Annotated in this window: 10 protein-coding genes; 3 read left to right on the top strand and 7 right to left on the bottom strand. The window is 61.3% G+C overall.

Annotated features, from left to right (window positions below):
* Window positions 1-251 precede the first annotated feature (251 nt).
* On the top strand, window positions 252-482 hold the full coding sequence (locus ASD25_RS23530) for a hypothetical protein (protein ID WP_056620973.1): 231 nt from the start codon (window positions 252-254) through the stop codon (window positions 480-482).
* Here the strand turns inward: ASD25_RS23530 and ASD25_RS23525 are convergent.
* Both ASD25_RS23525 and ASD25_RS23520 read right to left on the bottom strand, forming a co-directional pair.
* Window positions 460-1,191: a hypothetical protein gene (locus tag ASD25_RS23525; protein WP_056620970.1), complete on the bottom strand. Its 732-nt coding sequence runs from the start codon at window positions 1,189-1,191 to the stop codon at window positions 460-462. The genes ASD25_RS23530 and ASD25_RS23525 overlap by 23 nt on opposite strands.
* On the bottom strand, window positions 1,184-2,137 hold the full coding sequence (locus ASD25_RS23520) for a hypothetical protein (RefSeq protein WP_156389437.1): 954 nt from the start codon (window positions 2,135-2,137) through the stop codon (window positions 1,184-1,186). The genes ASD25_RS23525 and ASD25_RS23520 overlap by 8 nt, the downstream gene beginning before the upstream one ends.
* Before the next feature lie 148 nt (window positions 2,138-2,285).
* Between ASD25_RS23520 and ASD25_RS23515 the strand changes: the two genes are divergently transcribed.
* Window positions 2,286-2,996: an exonuclease domain-containing protein gene (locus ASD25_RS23515; RefSeq protein WP_056620964.1), complete on the top strand. Its 711-nt coding sequence runs from the start codon at window positions 2,286-2,288 to the stop codon at window positions 2,994-2,996.
* Window positions 2,993-3,325 carry a hypothetical protein gene (locus tag ASD25_RS23510; protein WP_056620961.1) on the top strand — a complete coding sequence of 111 codons (333 nt, stop codon included), beginning with the start codon at window positions 2,993-2,995 and terminating at the stop codon, window positions 3,323-3,325. Before ASD25_RS23515 ends, ASD25_RS23510 begins: the two co-directional genes overlap by 4 nt.
* A gap of 325 nt (window positions 3,326-3,650) precedes the next feature.
* On the opposite strand, the gene ASD25_RS23505 is transcribed toward ASD25_RS23510, so the two are convergent.
* From ASD25_RS23505 to ASD25_RS23490, 5 genes are all read right to left on the bottom strand, one after another.
* Window positions 3,651-6,470: an ATP-binding protein gene (locus tag ASD25_RS23505; RefSeq protein WP_056620958.1), complete on the bottom strand. Its 2,820-nt coding sequence runs from the start codon at window positions 6,468-6,470 to the stop codon at window positions 3,651-3,653.
* An 11-nt stretch (window positions 6,471-6,481) separates the two neighbouring features.
* A complete protein-coding gene (locus ASD25_RS29750) occupies window positions 6,482-9,394 on the bottom strand; it encodes a DUF1156 domain-containing protein (RefSeq protein ID WP_082572584.1) in 2,913 nt (970 codons plus the stop codon).
* Window positions 9,391-12,897: a helicase-related protein gene (locus ASD25_RS23500; RefSeq protein ID WP_056620956.1), complete on the bottom strand. Its 3,507-nt coding sequence runs from the start codon at window positions 12,895-12,897 to the stop codon at window positions 9,391-9,393. Before ASD25_RS23500 ends, ASD25_RS29750 begins: the two co-directional genes overlap by 4 nt.
* Window positions 12,898-13,054: 157 nt before the next feature.
* Window positions 13,055-14,461, bottom strand: a complete 1,407-nt coding sequence (locus ASD25_RS23495; RefSeq protein WP_156389436.1) for a hypothetical protein — start codon at window positions 14,459-14,461, stop codon at window positions 13,055-13,057.
* Between the two features lie 275 nt (window positions 14,462-14,736).
* On the bottom strand, window positions 14,737-17,829 hold the full coding sequence (locus ASD25_RS23490) for a helicase-related protein (RefSeq protein WP_056620950.1): 3,093 nt from the start codon (window positions 17,827-17,829) through the stop codon (window positions 14,737-14,739).
* Between the last annotated feature and the right edge of the window lie 35 nt (window positions 17,830-17,864).

The raw sequence follows: 17,864 nt of genomic DNA, 5'->3' as shown, positions 1-17,864 counted from the left end.
ACTCGCTGTTTGAGACCGGCCTTTTGATGCTCAAAGCGTGGGCGCATCGGTGGTTGAACGCTACATCATCTGCCCCCCMCCCCCTCAACCCCCACCACCACCACACCCATCCCCACCACAGCCTTCAAGGCTGTTCTTCCGCCTTCTCCCCAGCACTCCGGAGAGAACCATTGGAGAATGGGCAAGGCGGACGGTGATCTGATGACCAGCACCGACGAATCCCCGATTACGCAAACGCTGATGAATCTCGCGTGGCGCTAATCCCGGAAGAGAACGGCCAGGCTGAAATGATGGATCTGAAATCCCTGATCCTGCATGAGCTGCTGACGGACGACAGTTCGAGCAGCTGTGAGCAGGATTGCGAACGCATTCGACACCAGTACGAGGCCGCCGATGCGGGCCGAAAAGCCGTCCTGGACGACGTCTTCATCTCCCTTACTGGCTACGGCCTCAACACGCTCATCGACAAGGCAGCGTGGTGAGCGGCCGGTCTGCACCCACATTTGCACCTGGACTCAATCCGGCTTGTTCCGCCGCAGCGAGTAGAGCCGCGACCGCGTTTGGCCGCGCGGGCTCGAACAGGCGAAACCGACTGAGGTGCGGCAACGCAAGCACCGCACGGCCCCCGGAGATCTGGAACAGTTCCGCAGTTTGTTTGCCCCAGTCGACCGTCCTGACGTCGGCACGCAATCCGGGGTCATCCAGCTGAGCGAGGCGCCTACCGGCTGCCTTGCCCAGTGAGATCCAGAGTCGCGGCGAGCCGTGTTCCAGGATGTGGGACCAGAAAGGCAGGAAGGTTGAAAGTGCAGCGTCTCGATCGTGGAGCTTCATCCAGCTCCGGCTCCGGAATGGCACCAGCTGCGCTGCAAAGACGTCGCGCGGCGCAACGTTCAAGATCTCCAGCATGGATTTGATCTGTACCTGGAGGGGGTTGAGCGTCCCGTTCGGGCCCCAAGGCTCATCGAGATAGGCCAGCTCGTATTGAGGGCAGTGCCAGGACGCCTGGCCGGGCACATCTTCCCCGCCAGGGTTCAGGCCAATGATCCCGACCGTTGCCGTGGAAAGCTTGGCTTCGTCGCAACCGATGAAGGCCCAGCCCGGCCTGGCGGCTGGATCCACCTTGGCGAAATGGGCGTCGTAAGCGCGCTGAATGCCCGCTGATGAGAATTCCGGTGAATCGGTCTTAGACATTCCAGTAAACCCTGCTCGGAAGGTGGGGGCTGATATGCGCCGGGGCGCGGCTTAGGAGTCGCTCGATGTCATGAAGGATGAGAGCGGGCGGCCGCTTGTTGCGTGGGCCGTTGACGTCCTCGACCTCCCAACCAAGACCCGGCAGTTGTTCGAGTTCAATGACCGCCAGCCCCTCGAGTTCGTAGAAGTAGGCGTAGCCGCGGCGCACGAAATCAAGCTGCGTCGCCAAACAGTTCTGGAAGCGTTTGGCGGCATTCCTCATGGCTGCCGGAGTTTCCAGCGGGCGCAATCCTTCCGTCCCTTCCCATGGCGGCGGCGGCAGCGGCAGGTCATCCCAAAGTTCGGTGACATCGCCGCCCCCGAGGAGCTTCTTGCGGATGGCGGCGTCGAGCTGGGGCGCGATGGCCTGCAGTCTTTCCAGGCGCCACACCCAGCGCCGAACCCTGAGCTGGGGAGACCCGGGCCGCTCACCGACCCTGAGCGACTTGGCCAGGCCTGCATGCCGCAGGTCCGCTGGCAGCGCATGAAGCGTCTCGATGATAGCGCCGACGATGCGCTTTCGATGGCGCAGGGTTTGCGCTCCGGGCCCGCCTTCTTCAAGCAGGTCAGCCAGCTTCAGATATTGGGCTCCGTCGTCCAGGCCAGTCCACGGCAACTTGCCTAGGCCGCGGGCGAGACCACGAGCCTCCCCGAAACCCGCAAGTTGGAGCAAGGAAGCCGAGGTTTCCGACATGAACCGCTCGCGCCAAAGCGGAATGTCCGCAGGGGCGTCGACCCGTTCGGCGCGGTTCGACATCTGGGCCCAGATGCAGAGCCATACGTGCCGGCGCTTTTCTGTCTCGTGAACCAGAGCTCTCAGAGCCTCTTCACGGCCACCCCAAAATGCGATCGCCCAGCCCTCGAGGCCCCCCGCCAGGGCGTGCAGCAATGTGTCTGTCGTCTTCATGACGACCAACATATGGACCATCAGCGACAGAAACGGTCACAAAGGCCGCTGGTCATCGCCGGGACGTTGGTGGGCCAGACCCATTTTTACGACCGATATTGTCGTGCTTGTCCCTCAAGTCCGCCGTTGAGCTTTTACGGGGACGACAATGCTGGTGCGGGTAGTGGATTTCGAGACGACAGGACCTCAGGGCAGCGAGGTGATTGAGGTCGGTCTGGTCGACATAGAGGGTGACGGGCGTGATTGGTCTGTGCACGATCCTCGGACCATTCTGTTCAGGCCAGCCGAGGCCGTGCCCCCGGCGGCTCGGGCGGTCCATCACATAAGCGACACGGACCTGGCGGCGGCCGAGCCCACCAGCGTCTCAGCAGTCGAGGCCTTCATCCGGGGGGACGGCGCCGCCGACCTCTATGCAGCACACCATGCGGAATTTGAGCGGAGCTTCCTCGCAGAGCTCGCCTCGGCTTCCTGGATTTGTACGGCCAAGGCCGCTCGGCGAGCTTGGCCCCAGGCGCCGGGGTTCAGCAACCAGGTGCTGCGCTATTGGCTCCAGCTCGACCTCGACCCCGATCTGGGGTTGCCGGCGCACCGGGCCGGGCCGGACGCCTTCGTCACTGCACATATCCTGCTCCAGCTGCTGCAGACCGAAACTATAAGCGACCTGGTTGCGTGGACGACTCAGCCGGGGGTCGTCACGTTCGGCCGCCATCGCGGGCGCGTTTGGGCGGAGTTGCCGTCGGACTACCTGCGATGGATCGTGGAGGAGAGCGAAATGGATGCGGCCCGTCTTCAGCTGGCGAGATCTGAACTAGAGCGGCGCGGAGCACCCTCTGGCGTGTCGGTCACGGTGGTCGCATGAGCGCGCGACTTCATCTGATTTGCCGCGACGCCAAAGGCCTGCTGTGCCTCGATCCCAAGGAGGCGATCTACCGAAGCGAGGCTTGGGCGCTGACGGCTGTCGAGGTCGAGAAGCTCGCCGGCGGCCGCGTCTACTTCCATCAGACCAAGGCGGAGCGGTCCTACTTCGGCGGGCTTATTCTGGACGTCGAACCGTTGCCAGCTGAGGCGGGCGACCCCGAACGGTTCGTACTTCGACTGAAAGCTGAGCGCGACGCTAAGGATGTCGTGTGGGATGAAGCCGGGCACACCCATGGCATGGCTTGGTCCTCCGGCGTGTTGGAGGCCTGAGTTGGGTCTGATCAATCATCGCGACGAACGTGCGGCTTGGGCCGTCAAAGCACCTTGCGGCTTGGGGGCAAACCACCAACAAGCAATAGCTGCGGCGCTTTGTTGAGCAGCTGGCGGTGGCCGATCAGACTGGGCATGCCGATCGGTTGATCGACAGGGTCGCCATGGCCTCACCCTCCCGGCTGACGGCTGACGGCTGACGGCTGACGGCTGACGGCTAACGGCTAACGTCGCGCTGGGGTGCCGGGTAGATCTTCGCAGCCTGGCTAGGCGGCTTCGCGTCGAACGATCCGCTTACCCAAGATCTCCGGCACGGTCGGCAGGCCTACTCCCAGCCGGCCGACTTCAGCTTCAGGGCGGTCGCATTTTCCGAGATCGAACGCTTGGTGGTCTCCTGAGCGCCGCCCTCGAAATGAGCAGAAATCTCGAGTGTTACCCGGACCTGCGCGTTCGGGTCGGCCACCAGGTTGGCAATGATCTCATCGGCCAATTGCATGAGGTGCATCTTTGCGGTCGCTGCGGGGATCTCCGCTGATGCAAAGAAAGCGCTCGGACCTGCCGACTTGACGGGCGTCGTGGGTTGCGAAGGAGGTGCAGTTGGGGCGGGGGCGGTCGGCGGAGTGCTGCCCCCGGTGGACCCCGTGCTTGGGACCGGAGGTTCGCCAGGGATAGGCGTGGGCTCGGGCTTAAGCTGCGCTTCCTCATAAGCCTTGGCCGCATGCGGTTCGATCAACAGCACTGTGTCATCGAACTGCGGATCGCCGGCACCCAAGGAAAATCCTTCATAGACGTCGTCGCTTCGACCGTAAGCGACGCCGAAGAAGTCCCGTGATCCCGCGCCGGTCTTCACGGTGCGCCCCAGAACTTCCCGATCCTTCAGGCGCGGGAGATAGAGGTACTTCTGGACGTCATCCCAAACCGTCTTGGCCGCGACCGCCTTGTCGTGGGTCCAGTAGAAGTCCCGTAGCAGCTGGCGCAAGTGAACCGCGCTCCAGCTGGCAATGACCAATTCATTGTCGGCGCAGATCCGTTCGATCTCTGCGCCGGCCGACGCCCCGCCCGTCGGCACCTTGAATGCTTCCACGAGCGGCTTGCCATCCGGTGTCTCCTGGTGGGGGACGAGCAACCAGCAATAGGCTTCGCGAGCCGTACGGGGCAGGACGCCCTCAGCTGAACGAAGCTCCTGTTCAGCTTGGCGCTTCTGGTTCAAGTCGACGTTGAGCGTTCCATTTTCAATGTCCTTGATGATCGAGGCCCAAGCTAAGACCGTCCGCGCGGACTGACGCAGGCGTTCGGCGATGTTGCTGTCGACCGCGATGAACATCAGCCGGTTAGCGCGATGGCGCGGCGTTGTGCCGTGGGTGCGAACAATTTCCAGGACCGCGTCTTCGGCGAGGCGAGCTTCTTCCTTGGAGAACCAACGGTCAGGCGGCAGGGCGACCAGTCGCAGCGCGCTGTCGTCCGGAATATCGGCATGGGGCGTGAAGACATGTACGCCGTCGAACATGGACGCTGGACCGAAACCCGACTTTACGGCCTCGGCAATTTTGGCGCGCACTTGGGGTTCTTCGAACCGAGAGCGACGGTCGTTCATCTCACGCCGAAGATTGGCGCGCGTGTCGAACCAGAACCGTGTGGTGTCCTGCCCCTTGTCACCGGAGGCGTTCATGTAGTGGAGGAGATCGGCCAGCCGGTTCAGAGCGTCAGAATAGACTGACGAAGTCTGCCCGGGTTGCACCGAGCCCAAGAGGATACGGGCGCGGTCCAGGCCTCGATTGCCGCTGTTCGTATTCACGGACGACGGAGCGCTGCCCAAGAAGATGGAGCGGGCTACTCTCCGGGCGGCGTTCATCTGGCCAAAGCGGGGCTCTTTGGCTTCGAGCTCCGTCGTCTCGGCGCGCTCTCCATCGATGTCCTTTTCGACCACCGGGTCCCAACCGCCGGAAAGGTGGCTCGTAAATTCGCTACGGCAACCGCTGTCGTAGAGCGGCAGGCTGCCAGGCATGATCATCAGGTCTTTGTTGTCATCCTTCCACAGCCGGAAAATAACCTTCGCCATCAATTTCAGAACGCCACGCGTCCGCTGGAAGCTGTCTAGCGTGCTCCAATCCTCATAGAGGCGATCGAACACCTCTGGATGGATTGGATAGGCCTGGACTAGACGTTCATAGTAGCGTGCCTCGCGCGTCTCTCCGGGTAGCGCAGCACCTTCAGCCACGTAAGTGTCTGCAAACGCCCGGCAGACCGCGTCGCGCGTCTTCTCATCGCGCACCGGCTCGAAGAGCCGGCGCCGGACAATCTCGAACGCTTCTTCAGTGGCGACTGGCTTCCAGAGCGCCTGAACTCGGCCGAAGGTTTTTTCCATGGCGCGGAGGGCTTCAGCCCCGCGATGACCGACTTCGATCTCTGACTCAGGTAGCGATGCCAACAGAATAGCGTTCGGCACCAGTTTGACGGCCTCCGTGAGCGCCTGGACGAACGACAGATTGCTGTCATAGGTGCCGCCGGTTAGTTTCTCACCAGGGCCAAACTGCCGAATATAGGCGACTAATTCGTCGACAAGGATCACGCATGGCGCCGCTGCTGCGATGAGCGATCGAAGAACTTCTTTGCCCGGTGAGGTCCCGCTCTGGTCGGCTTCGCGCACCAAAGCATAGCCTTCAGACTGGCCGAGTTGCCAAGCGAGTTCACCCCAGAGCGTATTGACGGTCACGTCGCCATGCCGACGGGGCTGAGCCGGGCCGATGTTCGTGCCATCGAGCACGGCGACCGTTGCCTGAGGCGGGTCCATCAGCTTGGCTTGATCGATCAGGGCCGGGATGCCGGCCAGATCGGAGATCGCGCACTTGCGGCAGGCTAAGTGGTACACAGCGAGGAGGGTGTGCGTCTTACCGCCGCCGAAGGCGGTCTGCAGCTGGATGACCGGCTCGCCACCCTGCCCGGCGAGGCGTTGCGCGACTTGCGTCAACAGTAGGCGCATTCCTTCGGTGATGAAGGTACGTTCGTAGAAGGACGCCGCGTCCTGATACTCGGCCGTCGCCTTGCCGCTGTGAACAGCGCTGATGTCGGCCGCGAACTCCGACTGCATAAGGGTCCCTTCAAGGACATCCTTGTGCGGGATCGCGATTTCTTTCCAAGACTTCACTTGCTGTCCCTTCAGACGTCGAACAAGCTGGTTTGACGTTGCGCCCCGCTGCGCGCGGATACCTCCTCAACGGCCCCCCAGCTCGTGATTATTTCATTGTATGCCCGCGCGTCGTCCGAGAGACCTGTACGCTCGCACATTGTATAGAGGCGATAAGCGAGCTGACGAGCGGCGTCGCCTTTTTCGGTCACTGCGCCAAGCAAAGTGCCAGCCGCGGCTTCGCCATGTGTTTTGAACAATCGGATCAGTTGATGAAGAACTTCCCAGACGGGTAGGCGGTCATCCTTCGACGCGCTCCAGTCTGTGGAATATTCCGACCACCTCAGCAGTCGCACCTTTCCGGATGCGGCCTCAATCACCCCAGCGGCCTTGACGCCATTCACTGCAGTGCCTTTTGCCCGAGCTAGCTGATCGGCGTCGCCAAATGCACCTTCCGCCCATCCGTTTTGCTCAAACCAGTGAAGGCAGAACTGCGTATCCGCATCAAAATCATCTTCTGCCATGAAGCGGTTGATGAGTTTCAGAGCAGATTTCACAGACATTGGCGTACCATCGGCTTCTAACACCGTGGCGTATCGCGAATAAACGGCCATGCCTGGACCAATTATTGCTTGAGACAGATCCGCGGCCCTGACTGGAGTTCTTTCATCGCCCGTGCCGCGAGTCATCTCGTCCAGAGCCTGAGGTAAGACTTGGTTGAGCTCGCGAATGAAGGCTCTCCGCGAAATCGTGGGAGCGTCTGCATGGCGTGGCCTACAGACCAATACGATACTCGACGCCAAGGCATTCGAATCTTGGCCTACTTGGCGGTTGTCACCTTCGGTTCTGACAGGCCACGTACCTGTTACAGTCAACCCAGCCCGGCACACAGCCTCAAGGAAAGTTTCCCAACCCGTCGAGCTGGTTCCACCTTCTGATTCTGTTTCGGACTGCTTATAGGCGTAGTAAATTGTAATCGGAGCGACGGGGTGTGCTTGCTCGGCAAGCATAGACATCGCCTGCGTCATTCCATTCAAAAAGAACTCTTCGGCTTCTTCGTCACTTCCATGTCTATAAGGCGTTGCGACAAGTTCCTCCGACTTTGGCACCACCATTGTACCGAGAACAGACGGAAAAATGTTCCTAAGAGATCGCCGCATCCAAACATATAAAAAGTCTGAAAGGTCAGCATATCCTATATTATTGTAATAAGGCGGGTCTGTGGATACGAAACTATTCTTGCTGAATGACTGTGATTGAGCTGCTGCTTGGCGCGCGATGCCCAATTGGTTTGTTGCAAGGTAAGGTATGGCTTTCGCCACAACCTTCACACTTTCTTGGAAGCCGGAGCTGGAACGGCCGAAGGGCGATCCTTCCGCAAAATCCCAGGCCATTTGAATAGACTGGCTCGCGAGCGCAGAACGCATCGCGCTATCCTTGTTTCGCCAAGTCGAGATTGCGGACCCGTAGTCCGCAACTCGGTCTATCGCGAAAGCCAGATAAGTGACCACTGCCTCAGCATATGCGCGCGCCCCGGCGCCGCCGCTTTCGAGCGGCACGTCATCATCCATAAAGCCTGCCCTGAGAGCGTCCTCCTTCACCGCCTGCTGCAGCGACGGCAATTTGTCGATGAAGGTGTTGAGTGCGCAAAGCTGCCTTGACGTAAAATAGTCAGCGAAGGTGCTGAAGCCATATTTTCGGCCCTGCGCGTTGGAAGCGAAAGTGCCCCGGGCAGGCGTTTCGGGTCGCCAGGTTGGGTCGGCAGCATCGGCGGCCGCAACGGCGTCTGCCGTGGCCGGAAGATAAACTCGGCCGCGTTTCCCCTCACAAACAATAGCCATGAGGCGGCGCCCCATTCGACCTGCGTTGGCCTCATCGTCGATGTACGAGTAGGTGATCGGAGCGCCTGACAATACGCAGCCGAAGGAACCGCGAGCGATCTTTGTGCCGGCCTTCGCTGAAGCTGATGGTTTGCCAGTTCGAACCGCGAAAGAGAACTGGTCGCCACTTACGACCGGCTCAACAGAGATGGGACTAGCCGAATTTGTTGAAAGAACGAAGCTTGCCGCTATCGGCGTTTCCGCATGCCGAAATGCCGGCGAGGGGGAGCGGACCGTTCGCGCCCAGAGCCAAGCGACGGGTTCAAGAGTCTGGCCAAGATAGGGCTCAAGGTCGGGCCGTCCCTGAACCATATCTTCGGTCACACTGACCGGTGGATAGAGTTGTCCGATTTCGTCCCACGCTTGAGCTGCAAGCTGAGAACCGTAGCGCCGCACATCTTCCGCAAGTCCAGACGCCGCCATCCACGAGCTGCTTAAGGCGAGCTCAGTGTTTTTATGGGCTGCCGAAATAGGTGCCTTGCCATCGAAGCGCGCAGGTATTTCGATCATCGCCTTGTTGAGGACGACGGCCACAGGATTCAAATCCGTTGCGATCGGGCGCAGCCCCAGACGCTGGGCTTCCATCGGTATGGATCCGCCGCCGGCGAAAGGGTCGTGAAGACTCGGAAGGACGTTGGGATCAAACAGATTTCCGGCATCTGGATGGTCAGCATTGATCTCGCAACACTCTCGCCAAGATCTTTCGATTTCGGCTTGAGCCTTCGCAAAGACGGCCCGGCTTTGAGTGTTGTCCCAAAGGATAATCTCATCGATCAGGCCGAAAAGCCGGCGCCTGGTCTTTGCCCATGTAGCTTTCAAATGGTTGGGTGGAAGTACACCTGGGTTTTCCATTTCCCAGCGCCACGAAGGATCGTTGACTAGCTGAGCGAAGAGCACTCCACGAACTGCGGCGAGAGGGCGCTGGGCCCACCACTTGTGAAGCGTGGTGGGGTAGCCAGCGGGAGCCTTCCGCTTCCTGCGCACAGACTCCGCATTGATAGCGTCGAGCGGCATGGCCACTTCAATCAGCTTTCGAGGCTTCTTGATTTCTACAGCTTGGATCATGCGGCCTCGGCGCGGGCGAGCAGCTCACCCAGCTTGTAGTTAACGGAAGCCACGCCCCAATCGGGTTCACGGGTGAAGGGATTGCGGATGTAGTGGGGCCCTTCGTGGTCGCCGTCGGGTCCGACGATCACGATCCCCAAGATGAACTTGTCGCCTTGGTTGAAGGCGTAGAGCATTTCGTTGTGGGTGACTGTGACGGTGCTCGCGCCCTTGATCCGCCCCTTAACTTCGATGTGTCGCGGCGTCGCCGGCTTACCGTCGATGGTGGGCGGATATGACGTGAGATCCCAGCCGCACTTCGCGGCCGAAACGTCGACGACCGTGCAGCCTCTACCTTCCTCGGCGAGTTGAACCGCGTTCATTGCGATCTTCTCGATACGAGCCCGCGCCGCGGCGTCGGCGGCGAAAGCCGCGGCAACAGGGTCCTCGGGGGCGTCCCCGCGCAGCTTGCGGATCAGGCCCTCGGGGATGAGGAGGGCACCGCCGAGGGCAATCGGCGTCGCGCTGGTGATGTGACGCATGAGCTGCAACTCGCGCTTACGGCCGTCCAGCCGGCCCTGCAACTCATCCAAGGTGCGTACGACGTTGCCCAAGGGCAGCGCAACATCCTTTCCCGCCGCCTTGTCGTCACTCAGCTTGACCCAGCGGTCCTGCCAGAATGCGATCTCCTTGGTCAGGCGCTCGTTGACAGCGACAAGCGTCTTGTCGACGTGCGCAATCCGCGAGTTGGCGATTTCTTGGAAGTGCTGAGGGGCAAGGCTATCCGCCGCCAGGCTGATAGCGCGCTGTTCCTGGTCGCCCGAAAGCCAGGGCTGCTCCGTGATCGGGAGGACAAGCGGCCGTTCCGCTTCGTCCAGCGGGACAAGGTCGAGGTGCGGAGCCCAACCGGCGAAGATGGTCTGCCCGTCCGGTGTTACCCGAACAAACTGCATGCGTTTGGAGATCACCAGGCCGTCGTGGGCTTTGACGTCGTGGGTCAGCATAAAGAGGAGACTGGGTTCGAGGCCATCGTCCGCGGGGTCGATGAAGATGGCGCCCTGGCGCAGCAGGTTGGTATTCTTTTCAAGCACGACATCGGCCAAGGCCATCATCAAGGGATGGCCAGGGTGCATAAGCACCGCTCGAGCCGCATTCGGCCGATCGGTCGGTTGAATGGCAGAACGCTCGAAGCAGATGCGCTCGTAGCGGTTCAGAACAGGCTCGCGCTCGCGGCGGTTCCGCCCGGTGATTACCCGGTCGCGCTCGCGGATTTCCGCCGGCACGTAAGTGATCTCCATCCGACCGGCTTCGCGCTGATGGATTGTGCCGCCCAGGGCGGCAAAGGCTTTTAGGAAGAACGAGCGGACAAAGTGCGGCTGAAGCCGCCGCGCTTCGGCCTTGTCCATCTCCTCTTTCACGGCGAACAGCCGATCGGGCGTCATGCTCTGCTCGGCCAGGGCGTTCCGGTTAAGCAGAGACTTGAGATGATCATGGTCGAGGGCGTCGTTGATCTTCTGGGTCAGCCGGGCGCGCACCTCGGGCTGGTCGCCGTAACGGATGGCGTCCATCAACAGGCTCTTGAGGCTGGTATCCTCGAACACCTCGCCCAGAACATCGAACACGCGGCCCTTCAGCGCGTCGGATTCGACCTCCAGCTTCTGCAAGAGACGGTGATAGACCACGCCCTCGCGGGTCTCCTTGGCCACCAGGTTCCAAAGGTGGCAAACTTCCTGCTGGCCGATCCGGTGGATCCGGCCGAACCGTTGTTCCAGGCGGTTCGGGTTCCACGGCAGGTCGTAGTTCACCATCAGATTCGCCACCTGAAGGTTGACGCCTTCGCCGGCAGCGTCGGTGGCGATTAGCACTCTGACATCAGGGTCGGATCGGAACAGCGCTTGGACCTTGCGGCGTTCGTCCCGATGGGTCCCGCCATGAATGGTGACCACGGCCTTGTCGCTGCCCAATACGCCGGAGACCTTGTGGAGCAAGTAGTTCAGCGTGTCGCGGTGCTCTGAGAAGATGATGATCTTGCGCTGCCGGCCGTCTGCGTCGCGCATCTCCGGATTCTGCTGCAGGATCCGGGACAGTTCCTCCCATTTGCGGTCCACGCCTGAATCCACCACGGCCTTAGCCTTAGCCTGCAGGTCCGCGAGGCTCAGGATTTCGGCTTCAAGCTCCGCAGTTGTTCGCGCCGCTGTGGCGTCGTCGATCACGGCTTCTTCGAGTGTCTCTTGCTCGTCTGCATCGAGATCCTCGTCGTCATCGGGGATGTCGAAGCTGCTGGCCGCGGTCCTGCGCCCTCGAGCGCCCAGCTTCTCTTCCTGAAGCCGTGTTTGCAGGCGCTCTTTGCGTCGTCGAAGCGATTGGTAGATCGCCTCAGGACTAGAGGCGAGGCGTCGTTGCAGCGCGGTCAGCGCGAAGCCGACCGAGCCTTTGCGTTTGCCGTCGAGGTTGTCGGCTTTGCCCATTTCCGTTTGCACGTACTGCGTGACCGCCTCGTAGAGAGCGGCTTCCAGGTCCGACAGCGTGTAGTTCACTGTGTAGGCCTTGCGCTCCGGGAAGAGCGGTGTGCCGTCAAACTTGACTAGCTCCTCCTTGACCATGCGACGCATCAGGTCGCTGGCGTCGACCTTGTGCACCCCGTCCCTGAACTTGCCGTAGAAGCGGTCGGAATCGAGCAGCGACAGAAAGAGCTGATAGTCCTCTTCCTTGCCGTTATGGGGGGTGGCCGTCATCAGAAGCAGGTGTCGGGTGACCGCGCCAAGGGCCTCGGCCAGTTGGTAGCGGCCCGTTTTCTCGAGCTTCGTTCCAAAGAAGTGAGCGGCCAGCTTGTGAGCTTCGTCGAATACTACGAGGTCCCATCCGGCTTGGCAGAGCTTCTCGCGGAGTTCTTCATTGCGCGACATCTGGTCGAGCCGAACGATGAGCTGATGATGCTCCTCGAAGGGGTTGGGCCCCGCGGACGACCGCTCCAGGTCGTTGGTGAAGATGCGAAACTCGAGCCCGAACTTTTCCGATAGTTCGTCCCGCCATTGCTCCACCAGACTGCCAGGCGCGACGATCAAGATGCGCTTGGCGTCGGCACGCATGATGAGTTCGCGGATATAGAGACCGGCCATGATGGTCTTGCCGGCGCCCGGGTCGTCGGCCAGCAGGAACCTCAGGGGTTGCCGCGGTAACATCGATTCGTAGACGGCGGTTATCTGATGCGGCAGGGGATCCACGTTGGCGGTGTGAACGGCCATCATCGGATCGAAGAGAAAAGCGAGGTCCATCCGCTTGGCCTCGCAGGCAAGCTGGAAACGCTCAGCACCGCCCTCGAAAGTAAACGGTCGCTGAGCCGTGGCGACGGCGACGCTGTCTTCGTCGGCACGTGACAGTAGCCGCTCTCCGAGAGCCCCTTCGACTTTATAGGTCAACTCCAGCGAATCGCTGCCGCGCATCTCCGCAGCGACAACACTCACGAGCTTGTCAGGAGTTACGCCGGATAGGGTTTGGCCCCGTTGGATGTTCTCAAGTTTCAAATTGTCCCCGCAGTCGGCGGCCTTCTAGCATGGGTTATCTCAGGTTGCCCGCTGTTCCATCAGCCGCGATCAGCAGGTGCCCCTCCACAAAGGGACGGTTTGTGCGCCAATAGGTCGGACGGATCCGGCAGGAGATATCGCGGACGAAGACGGAGGACTAGCAGACTTCCGGGCCAGCATATCCGGCCTCCCAATCCAAACTCCGCCTAAGTGACGGCACGACCTCAGAGGGCGGCCGAATGCGGGGGATCGCGTCAGCTCCGGCGTCCTGGGCCAGACCCCAAGCTAACAGTAGGCGTTCCTGATCGGTGGTGAAATCACGGTCCAACCACCTTCCAACACCGGGGGACCGCATGGGGGCGAGGTAGGCTTTCGAGTAGCCCTCATAGGTCTTCTGGTGGAGGGATGTCATCCGGCCGCCGCCTACGTAGACCATGCGTTTGTCTGCTCCGTCTGTTCCCGGCAAGAAGGCGTAGTCCTTCGTCCTGAACGTTCGAGAGAGCACCGCATGAGTGTGTGCTTGGCACGCGGCCCGGAACGTCGATTCCGGCACGCCAGCAGCTAGAGCGCACTGCAATGCCTGAGCTCCGAAGAGCTCGACGTCGGACTCGTAGACTTCCAGGGGGTGCTCGCCGTCCGGGATGTAGAAGGTGGCGACATCCAGGGTCGCTGCGCCCACATCAACGATTATGTGTGGCCCGCCAGCCTTCTCCGGCGTCATCATATATCCAGCGACCACGCCGGCCAGTTCTTCGAACAGCTGGTATGGGCTGTCAGCCTTGGTGTCCGTGGAGCCGACCTCCTGGTCAAGGGCGGTTTGGACGTCATCGAGAGAGAGCGCTCCGGCTTTAGGTACGATTGCGAAGGCGGCCTTCACGACACGGTGGAAGGCGAGAACGCGCGGGTCTTCATCGAGGGAAGGGACGGGCACGCCCACATGGAAGCGAGAATAGCGCCTTGGTAGAGCCCCTTGTTGCTCTCGGCGGTCCGCGTCAAAGCCCACGATGTAGGCGATCATCAGCGCCAGAAAGGCTGTCGATGCCGCGTGGTGCGAGATGCCCAACGAGAGCATCCGATGACCGGCGCCCTGAATCAGGCCTGTCTTGAACCCGAGAATAACGCGTGATGTGGCGCAAGGCGTCAGTTGGAAGCATTGCGTCTCCTCATTGAACCAGACGCAGGTTCTCCAAAGGTGCTCCTGTCTTCGCCCCTCCTCGTCGACCTGGAGCTCTGGCGGGGTAGGCATCGCATAGTCGACATCAGCGGCATCGCTACACAGGACGACTTTCGTGGCGCTTGTCCCGAAGTCCAGACCCACCCGGTATCCCATTGGGTCGGGATCGGGATCGCGGGTTATCGCGGCAGCGCCGATGGCGACGAGACGCGCCACTGAAGCCGAGGTCTGCGCCGACACCTCTACCTGCGGGGGGACGCTGGCATTGAGCGTGGCCAGATCCACCCGATCCAACACGTACTTCCGCGCCGCATCGCCCGTCAGATGCTCGGGACCACTCGGCTTGGGAGCTGGAGCAGGTTTGGGCGTCAGGCTGAGCGTAGGGGTCAAGCGACCAGGCTGAACACGCGGATAAAAGAAGGGTGTGGGAGCTCTCTGTTGGGGCTTCTTCTTCGTCGCTCTCTTGAGAGGCGGCTTGGCTGATGGTTGGGTCCGGGCCTGCGCCTTATGATTGCTGATTTTCTCCGCCGCAGTGCGTGGAGCGGCCCCCGTCGGCGCCGGCTTTGGCGACCTACCCGCGACTGATGGGATCGGATCTTCACGCTCCGCCTTCGGGAAAAGGTTGGCCAGGACGTCAAACGGGCTAGGACCGCGCTGTCGAGCCATCAGACGAGCTCCACAATCGCAGCCGCATGGGTTTGCGGGTCGCTGCAGTCAAAGTGGGAGGCCGCCTTCGCTTCCGTGATGCGGTGCTCCATGATCGCGACATACTTGGCCAGTTTTCCGCGCTCGGCGGGCACCACGCGCGCACGGTTGCCGCCCTCGGCCAGGCGCTCCGCATTCAGTCGCTCTACGCGATCCCGGTGGGCGTCGAGCTGCTGCTGAAAGACGGCGAGCAACGTCTCTCGCTTGTCGCTGTGGGTGGCCTCTTCGGTCTCGAAGAAGACTTGGAACTCGCGATCCAGCTGCTGTTCGATCAAATCCGACTGGATCCTTCGAGCTGCGTGGTTGGCGTCAGCGGGGGGAACGACGCGTGGCTTCATGTCCCGGGCGGCCGACATGGTCAGCGCTTCCGCATCTTCACCAGAAAGGATTTCGCCCGTGGCCAGGTTCACGCCGGCGTAGACAAGACGGTCTTGCGGTGTTGCGCCCCCGGTCGACCACTTCTGGATCACGAGCCCATATTGGCCCGGTTCGAGATGATGCAGCGCCTCGGATCGTTCGAGCACGCCGGCGACCGCTGGCCGCATTGCAAGTCCGCGCCCGGCGTCGCTCCGCAGCTTGGCCGCGAAGCGCACGAGCGGATGGGCGGTCGTGACTGCTTCAAGGGTCACGCCCCTGAGGTTCGCCGGAGGTTTGCCGAAGACGATGCGCACCTTCTCCTGACGACGCAGGTCGGTCTTGAAGCGTTTGGCGCGCTCATCGAGGAAGCCTCGAAAAGCCAGGTTCCCCGCCGCCGTGAAGACGAGGTCATAGGCCTCATAATCAGTTGGTGCGCGGTCCAGGCCGGTTCCGGGAAAGGCCGTTCGCAAAGCCCCGGCCACGTAATCGTAGAGCTCAAAGGGCTGGATCCAGCGCTGCTGCTCATGGGTCCGCTGGATCCGGTGAAGGATCATGTCCCCGTGCGCGATAAGACCTGCAGCCTCCTTCTCGAGGTCTTCCTCTTGGAGGCGTCTCGCTTCGGCCGCAGACGCTTGCCTCTCGATCTCAGCGTCCGTCTCTTCCGCGCTGAGTGTGGGATCCAGGAGGCGCTTTTCCAGCTCCCGAACCAGATCGCCGAGGATCGGCTCATAGCCGCCAAGGGTCTGAACGATGAGGTTGAGGCGGTCATAGAGGCGCCGATAGATGCGCTCCTCGATCGTGCCTTCGCAGATCAGGCTGAGGATCTCAACGGACGGGGATTTCTGACCGATCCGATCGATGCGACCGATCCGCTGTTCGACCTTCATAGGGTTCCAAGGCAGGTCGTAATTTACCAGGATCCGGCAGAACTGAAGATCCAGACCCTCGCCGCCGACTTCCGAGGTCAACAGCACCATCCTTCCAGGAGCGTCTTCGAACTCGCGCAGGATGTCGTTGCGGTCTCGCTTCACCGAGCCGTGCATCTTCACGCAAGGAATGTCGCGGGCGCGAAGCCGTGTCTCGAGATAATCGATCGTCCCCCTGAAGCTTGAGAATACGATCACCTTCTCATCCGGGTAGGCGGCCCAGGTCTCAGCGATCCCACGCAGAAGGATGCCGAGCTTGTTGTCCTCAGCTTCGAGGGCGGACAGAACTTCACGGTCTCCGCAAACCGAGGAAAGCATGGCGGTCAAAGGGCCGGTCGCCGCCTTGGTGGGTTCTTCGTCAGGGTCGTCGATGCCTGGGTCGACTATGGCGCTTGACCACCGCGCATAGGCAGCGGGAAGGCAGGAGGCGAGCATCCTCTGGCTATTGGAAAGTAGGAACTGCTCGTTCACATCGGCGTCGACCGCGTACTGGACGATGGCGTTGGACGCCGCGTCGTAGAAGGCGCGCTCATGATCCGCCATCGACCAACGGCCTGTTTGCGGACGGCGTTGGACTTTGAAGTCGTTGACGTCGCGCCGGCGCGTCCGGTTCACAATCCCGCCCAGCATGGACATCTCTTCCAGGCGAGCGGCGAGTGCGGCCTTGTCATGCGGCGCGATAGGACCGGTCCTTTCCGCTACGATGGATTTCAGGACCGCGAGGCGACCCTCGGTTTTCAGGAAGCGGCCAGGCGTTATCCACGCCATAGCGTCTCTTAGATCTTCGTAAGTCGCGTCGCGTCGCAGCGCCGCCTCCCTGGCTGCGACGACGGGGATGTTTTCCGTCTGCAGTTCGTTGAATATCCAATCGCGATCGAACAGGTCCGGCTCGACGAGGCGAAGGATGGACTGCAGATCCTGGCTTCGCAGGTTGATCGGGGTCGCCGACAGCAGGAGTTTGTAATCCGCAAGGTCGACGATCTGACGTGCGGACTTGTGCTGCGCCGTCTCGGGGTTGCGCAGATGATGGGCCTCGTCAAAGACGACGAGGTCGAAAAGCGGATCGCCCGTGGCTCGATCGTTGAGGAACCTTGCGAGCTCGGCGCGTGCCCCTTTGGCCGGCGAGACAGGGTCGTCCCAGTCCTTGGTGGCCCGGATGCCGGAGAGGGTCGCCACCAGCGCGAAGTCTTCGCCGGTCCGCTCATGCTCCTTCAGCGTTCTGAGGAGGTCGGCCGCGTCGACCGCCTGGGCGCGGACGCCGAACTTTTGGCTCAGCTCCATCCGCCATTTTTCCTGGAGCGACTTCGGGCAGACGACCAGAAGACGCTGAACGTCATAGCGAGCGACCAGTTCGGTCCAGACCAGACCCGCTTCGATCGTTTTGCCCAAGCCCACCTCGTCGGCGATCAGCAAGCCCTTGGAGGCTGCGTTGAGGATCTTGACCACCGGCTTGAACTGATAGGCATGGAACTCCGTATTGGTGCTCTCCATGCTGTAGATCAGATCCGCCAGTCGCCCTGTCAGACGAATGTGCGTCAAGGTTTCGCTCAGCGCGGAGCGCTTGGAAAAATGGCCTCGAGACAGGTCTAGTAGGGCGTCGGGCGCTTCTGCGACCGCCTCGAGGGCGATCTGTAGAACCCATCTGGCTTCGCCATTGGAAAGCTTGACGCGGTTGTAAACGCGGCCGCCATTTTCCTTGGTTTCGCCTGTAATGACGCCAATCTGCGACGGGTCGTTTCGGTTTCGGACCGCCAGACCTTCTTCAAACATGCTTGCCTCCCCCTTCACCCTACAGTGTCGCCTGA

The organism is Brevundimonas sp. Root1423 (assembly GCF_001426805.1).
This window is presented reverse-complemented; position numbering and strand designations above follow the sequence as displayed.

Bases quoted from the DNA above. Each gene is read 5' to 3' on its own strand.
- ASD25_RS23525 (WP_056620970.1), bottom strand. From the start codon at position 1,191: ATGTCTAAGACCGATTCACCGGAATTCTCATCAGCGGGCATTCAGCGC.
- ASD25_RS23520 (WP_156389437.1), bottom strand. From the start codon at position 2,137: ATGAAGACGACAGACACATTGCTGCACGCCCTGGCGGGGGGCCTCGAG.
- ASD25_RS23515 (WP_056620964.1), top strand. From the start codon at position 2,286: ATGCTGGTGCGGGTAGTGGATTTCGAGACGACAGGACCTCAGGGCAGC.
- ASD25_RS23510 (WP_056620961.1), top strand. From the start codon at position 2,993: ATGAGCGCGCGACTTCATCTGATTTGCCGCGACGCCAAAGGCCTGCTG.
- ASD25_RS29750 (WP_082572584.1), bottom strand. From the start codon at position 9,394: ATGATCCAAGCTGTAGAAATCAAGAAGCCTCGAAAGCTGATTGAAGTG.
- ASD25_RS23490 (WP_056620950.1), bottom strand. From the start codon at position 17,829: ATGTTTGAAGAAGGTCTGGCGGTCCGAAACCGAAACGACCCGTCGCAG.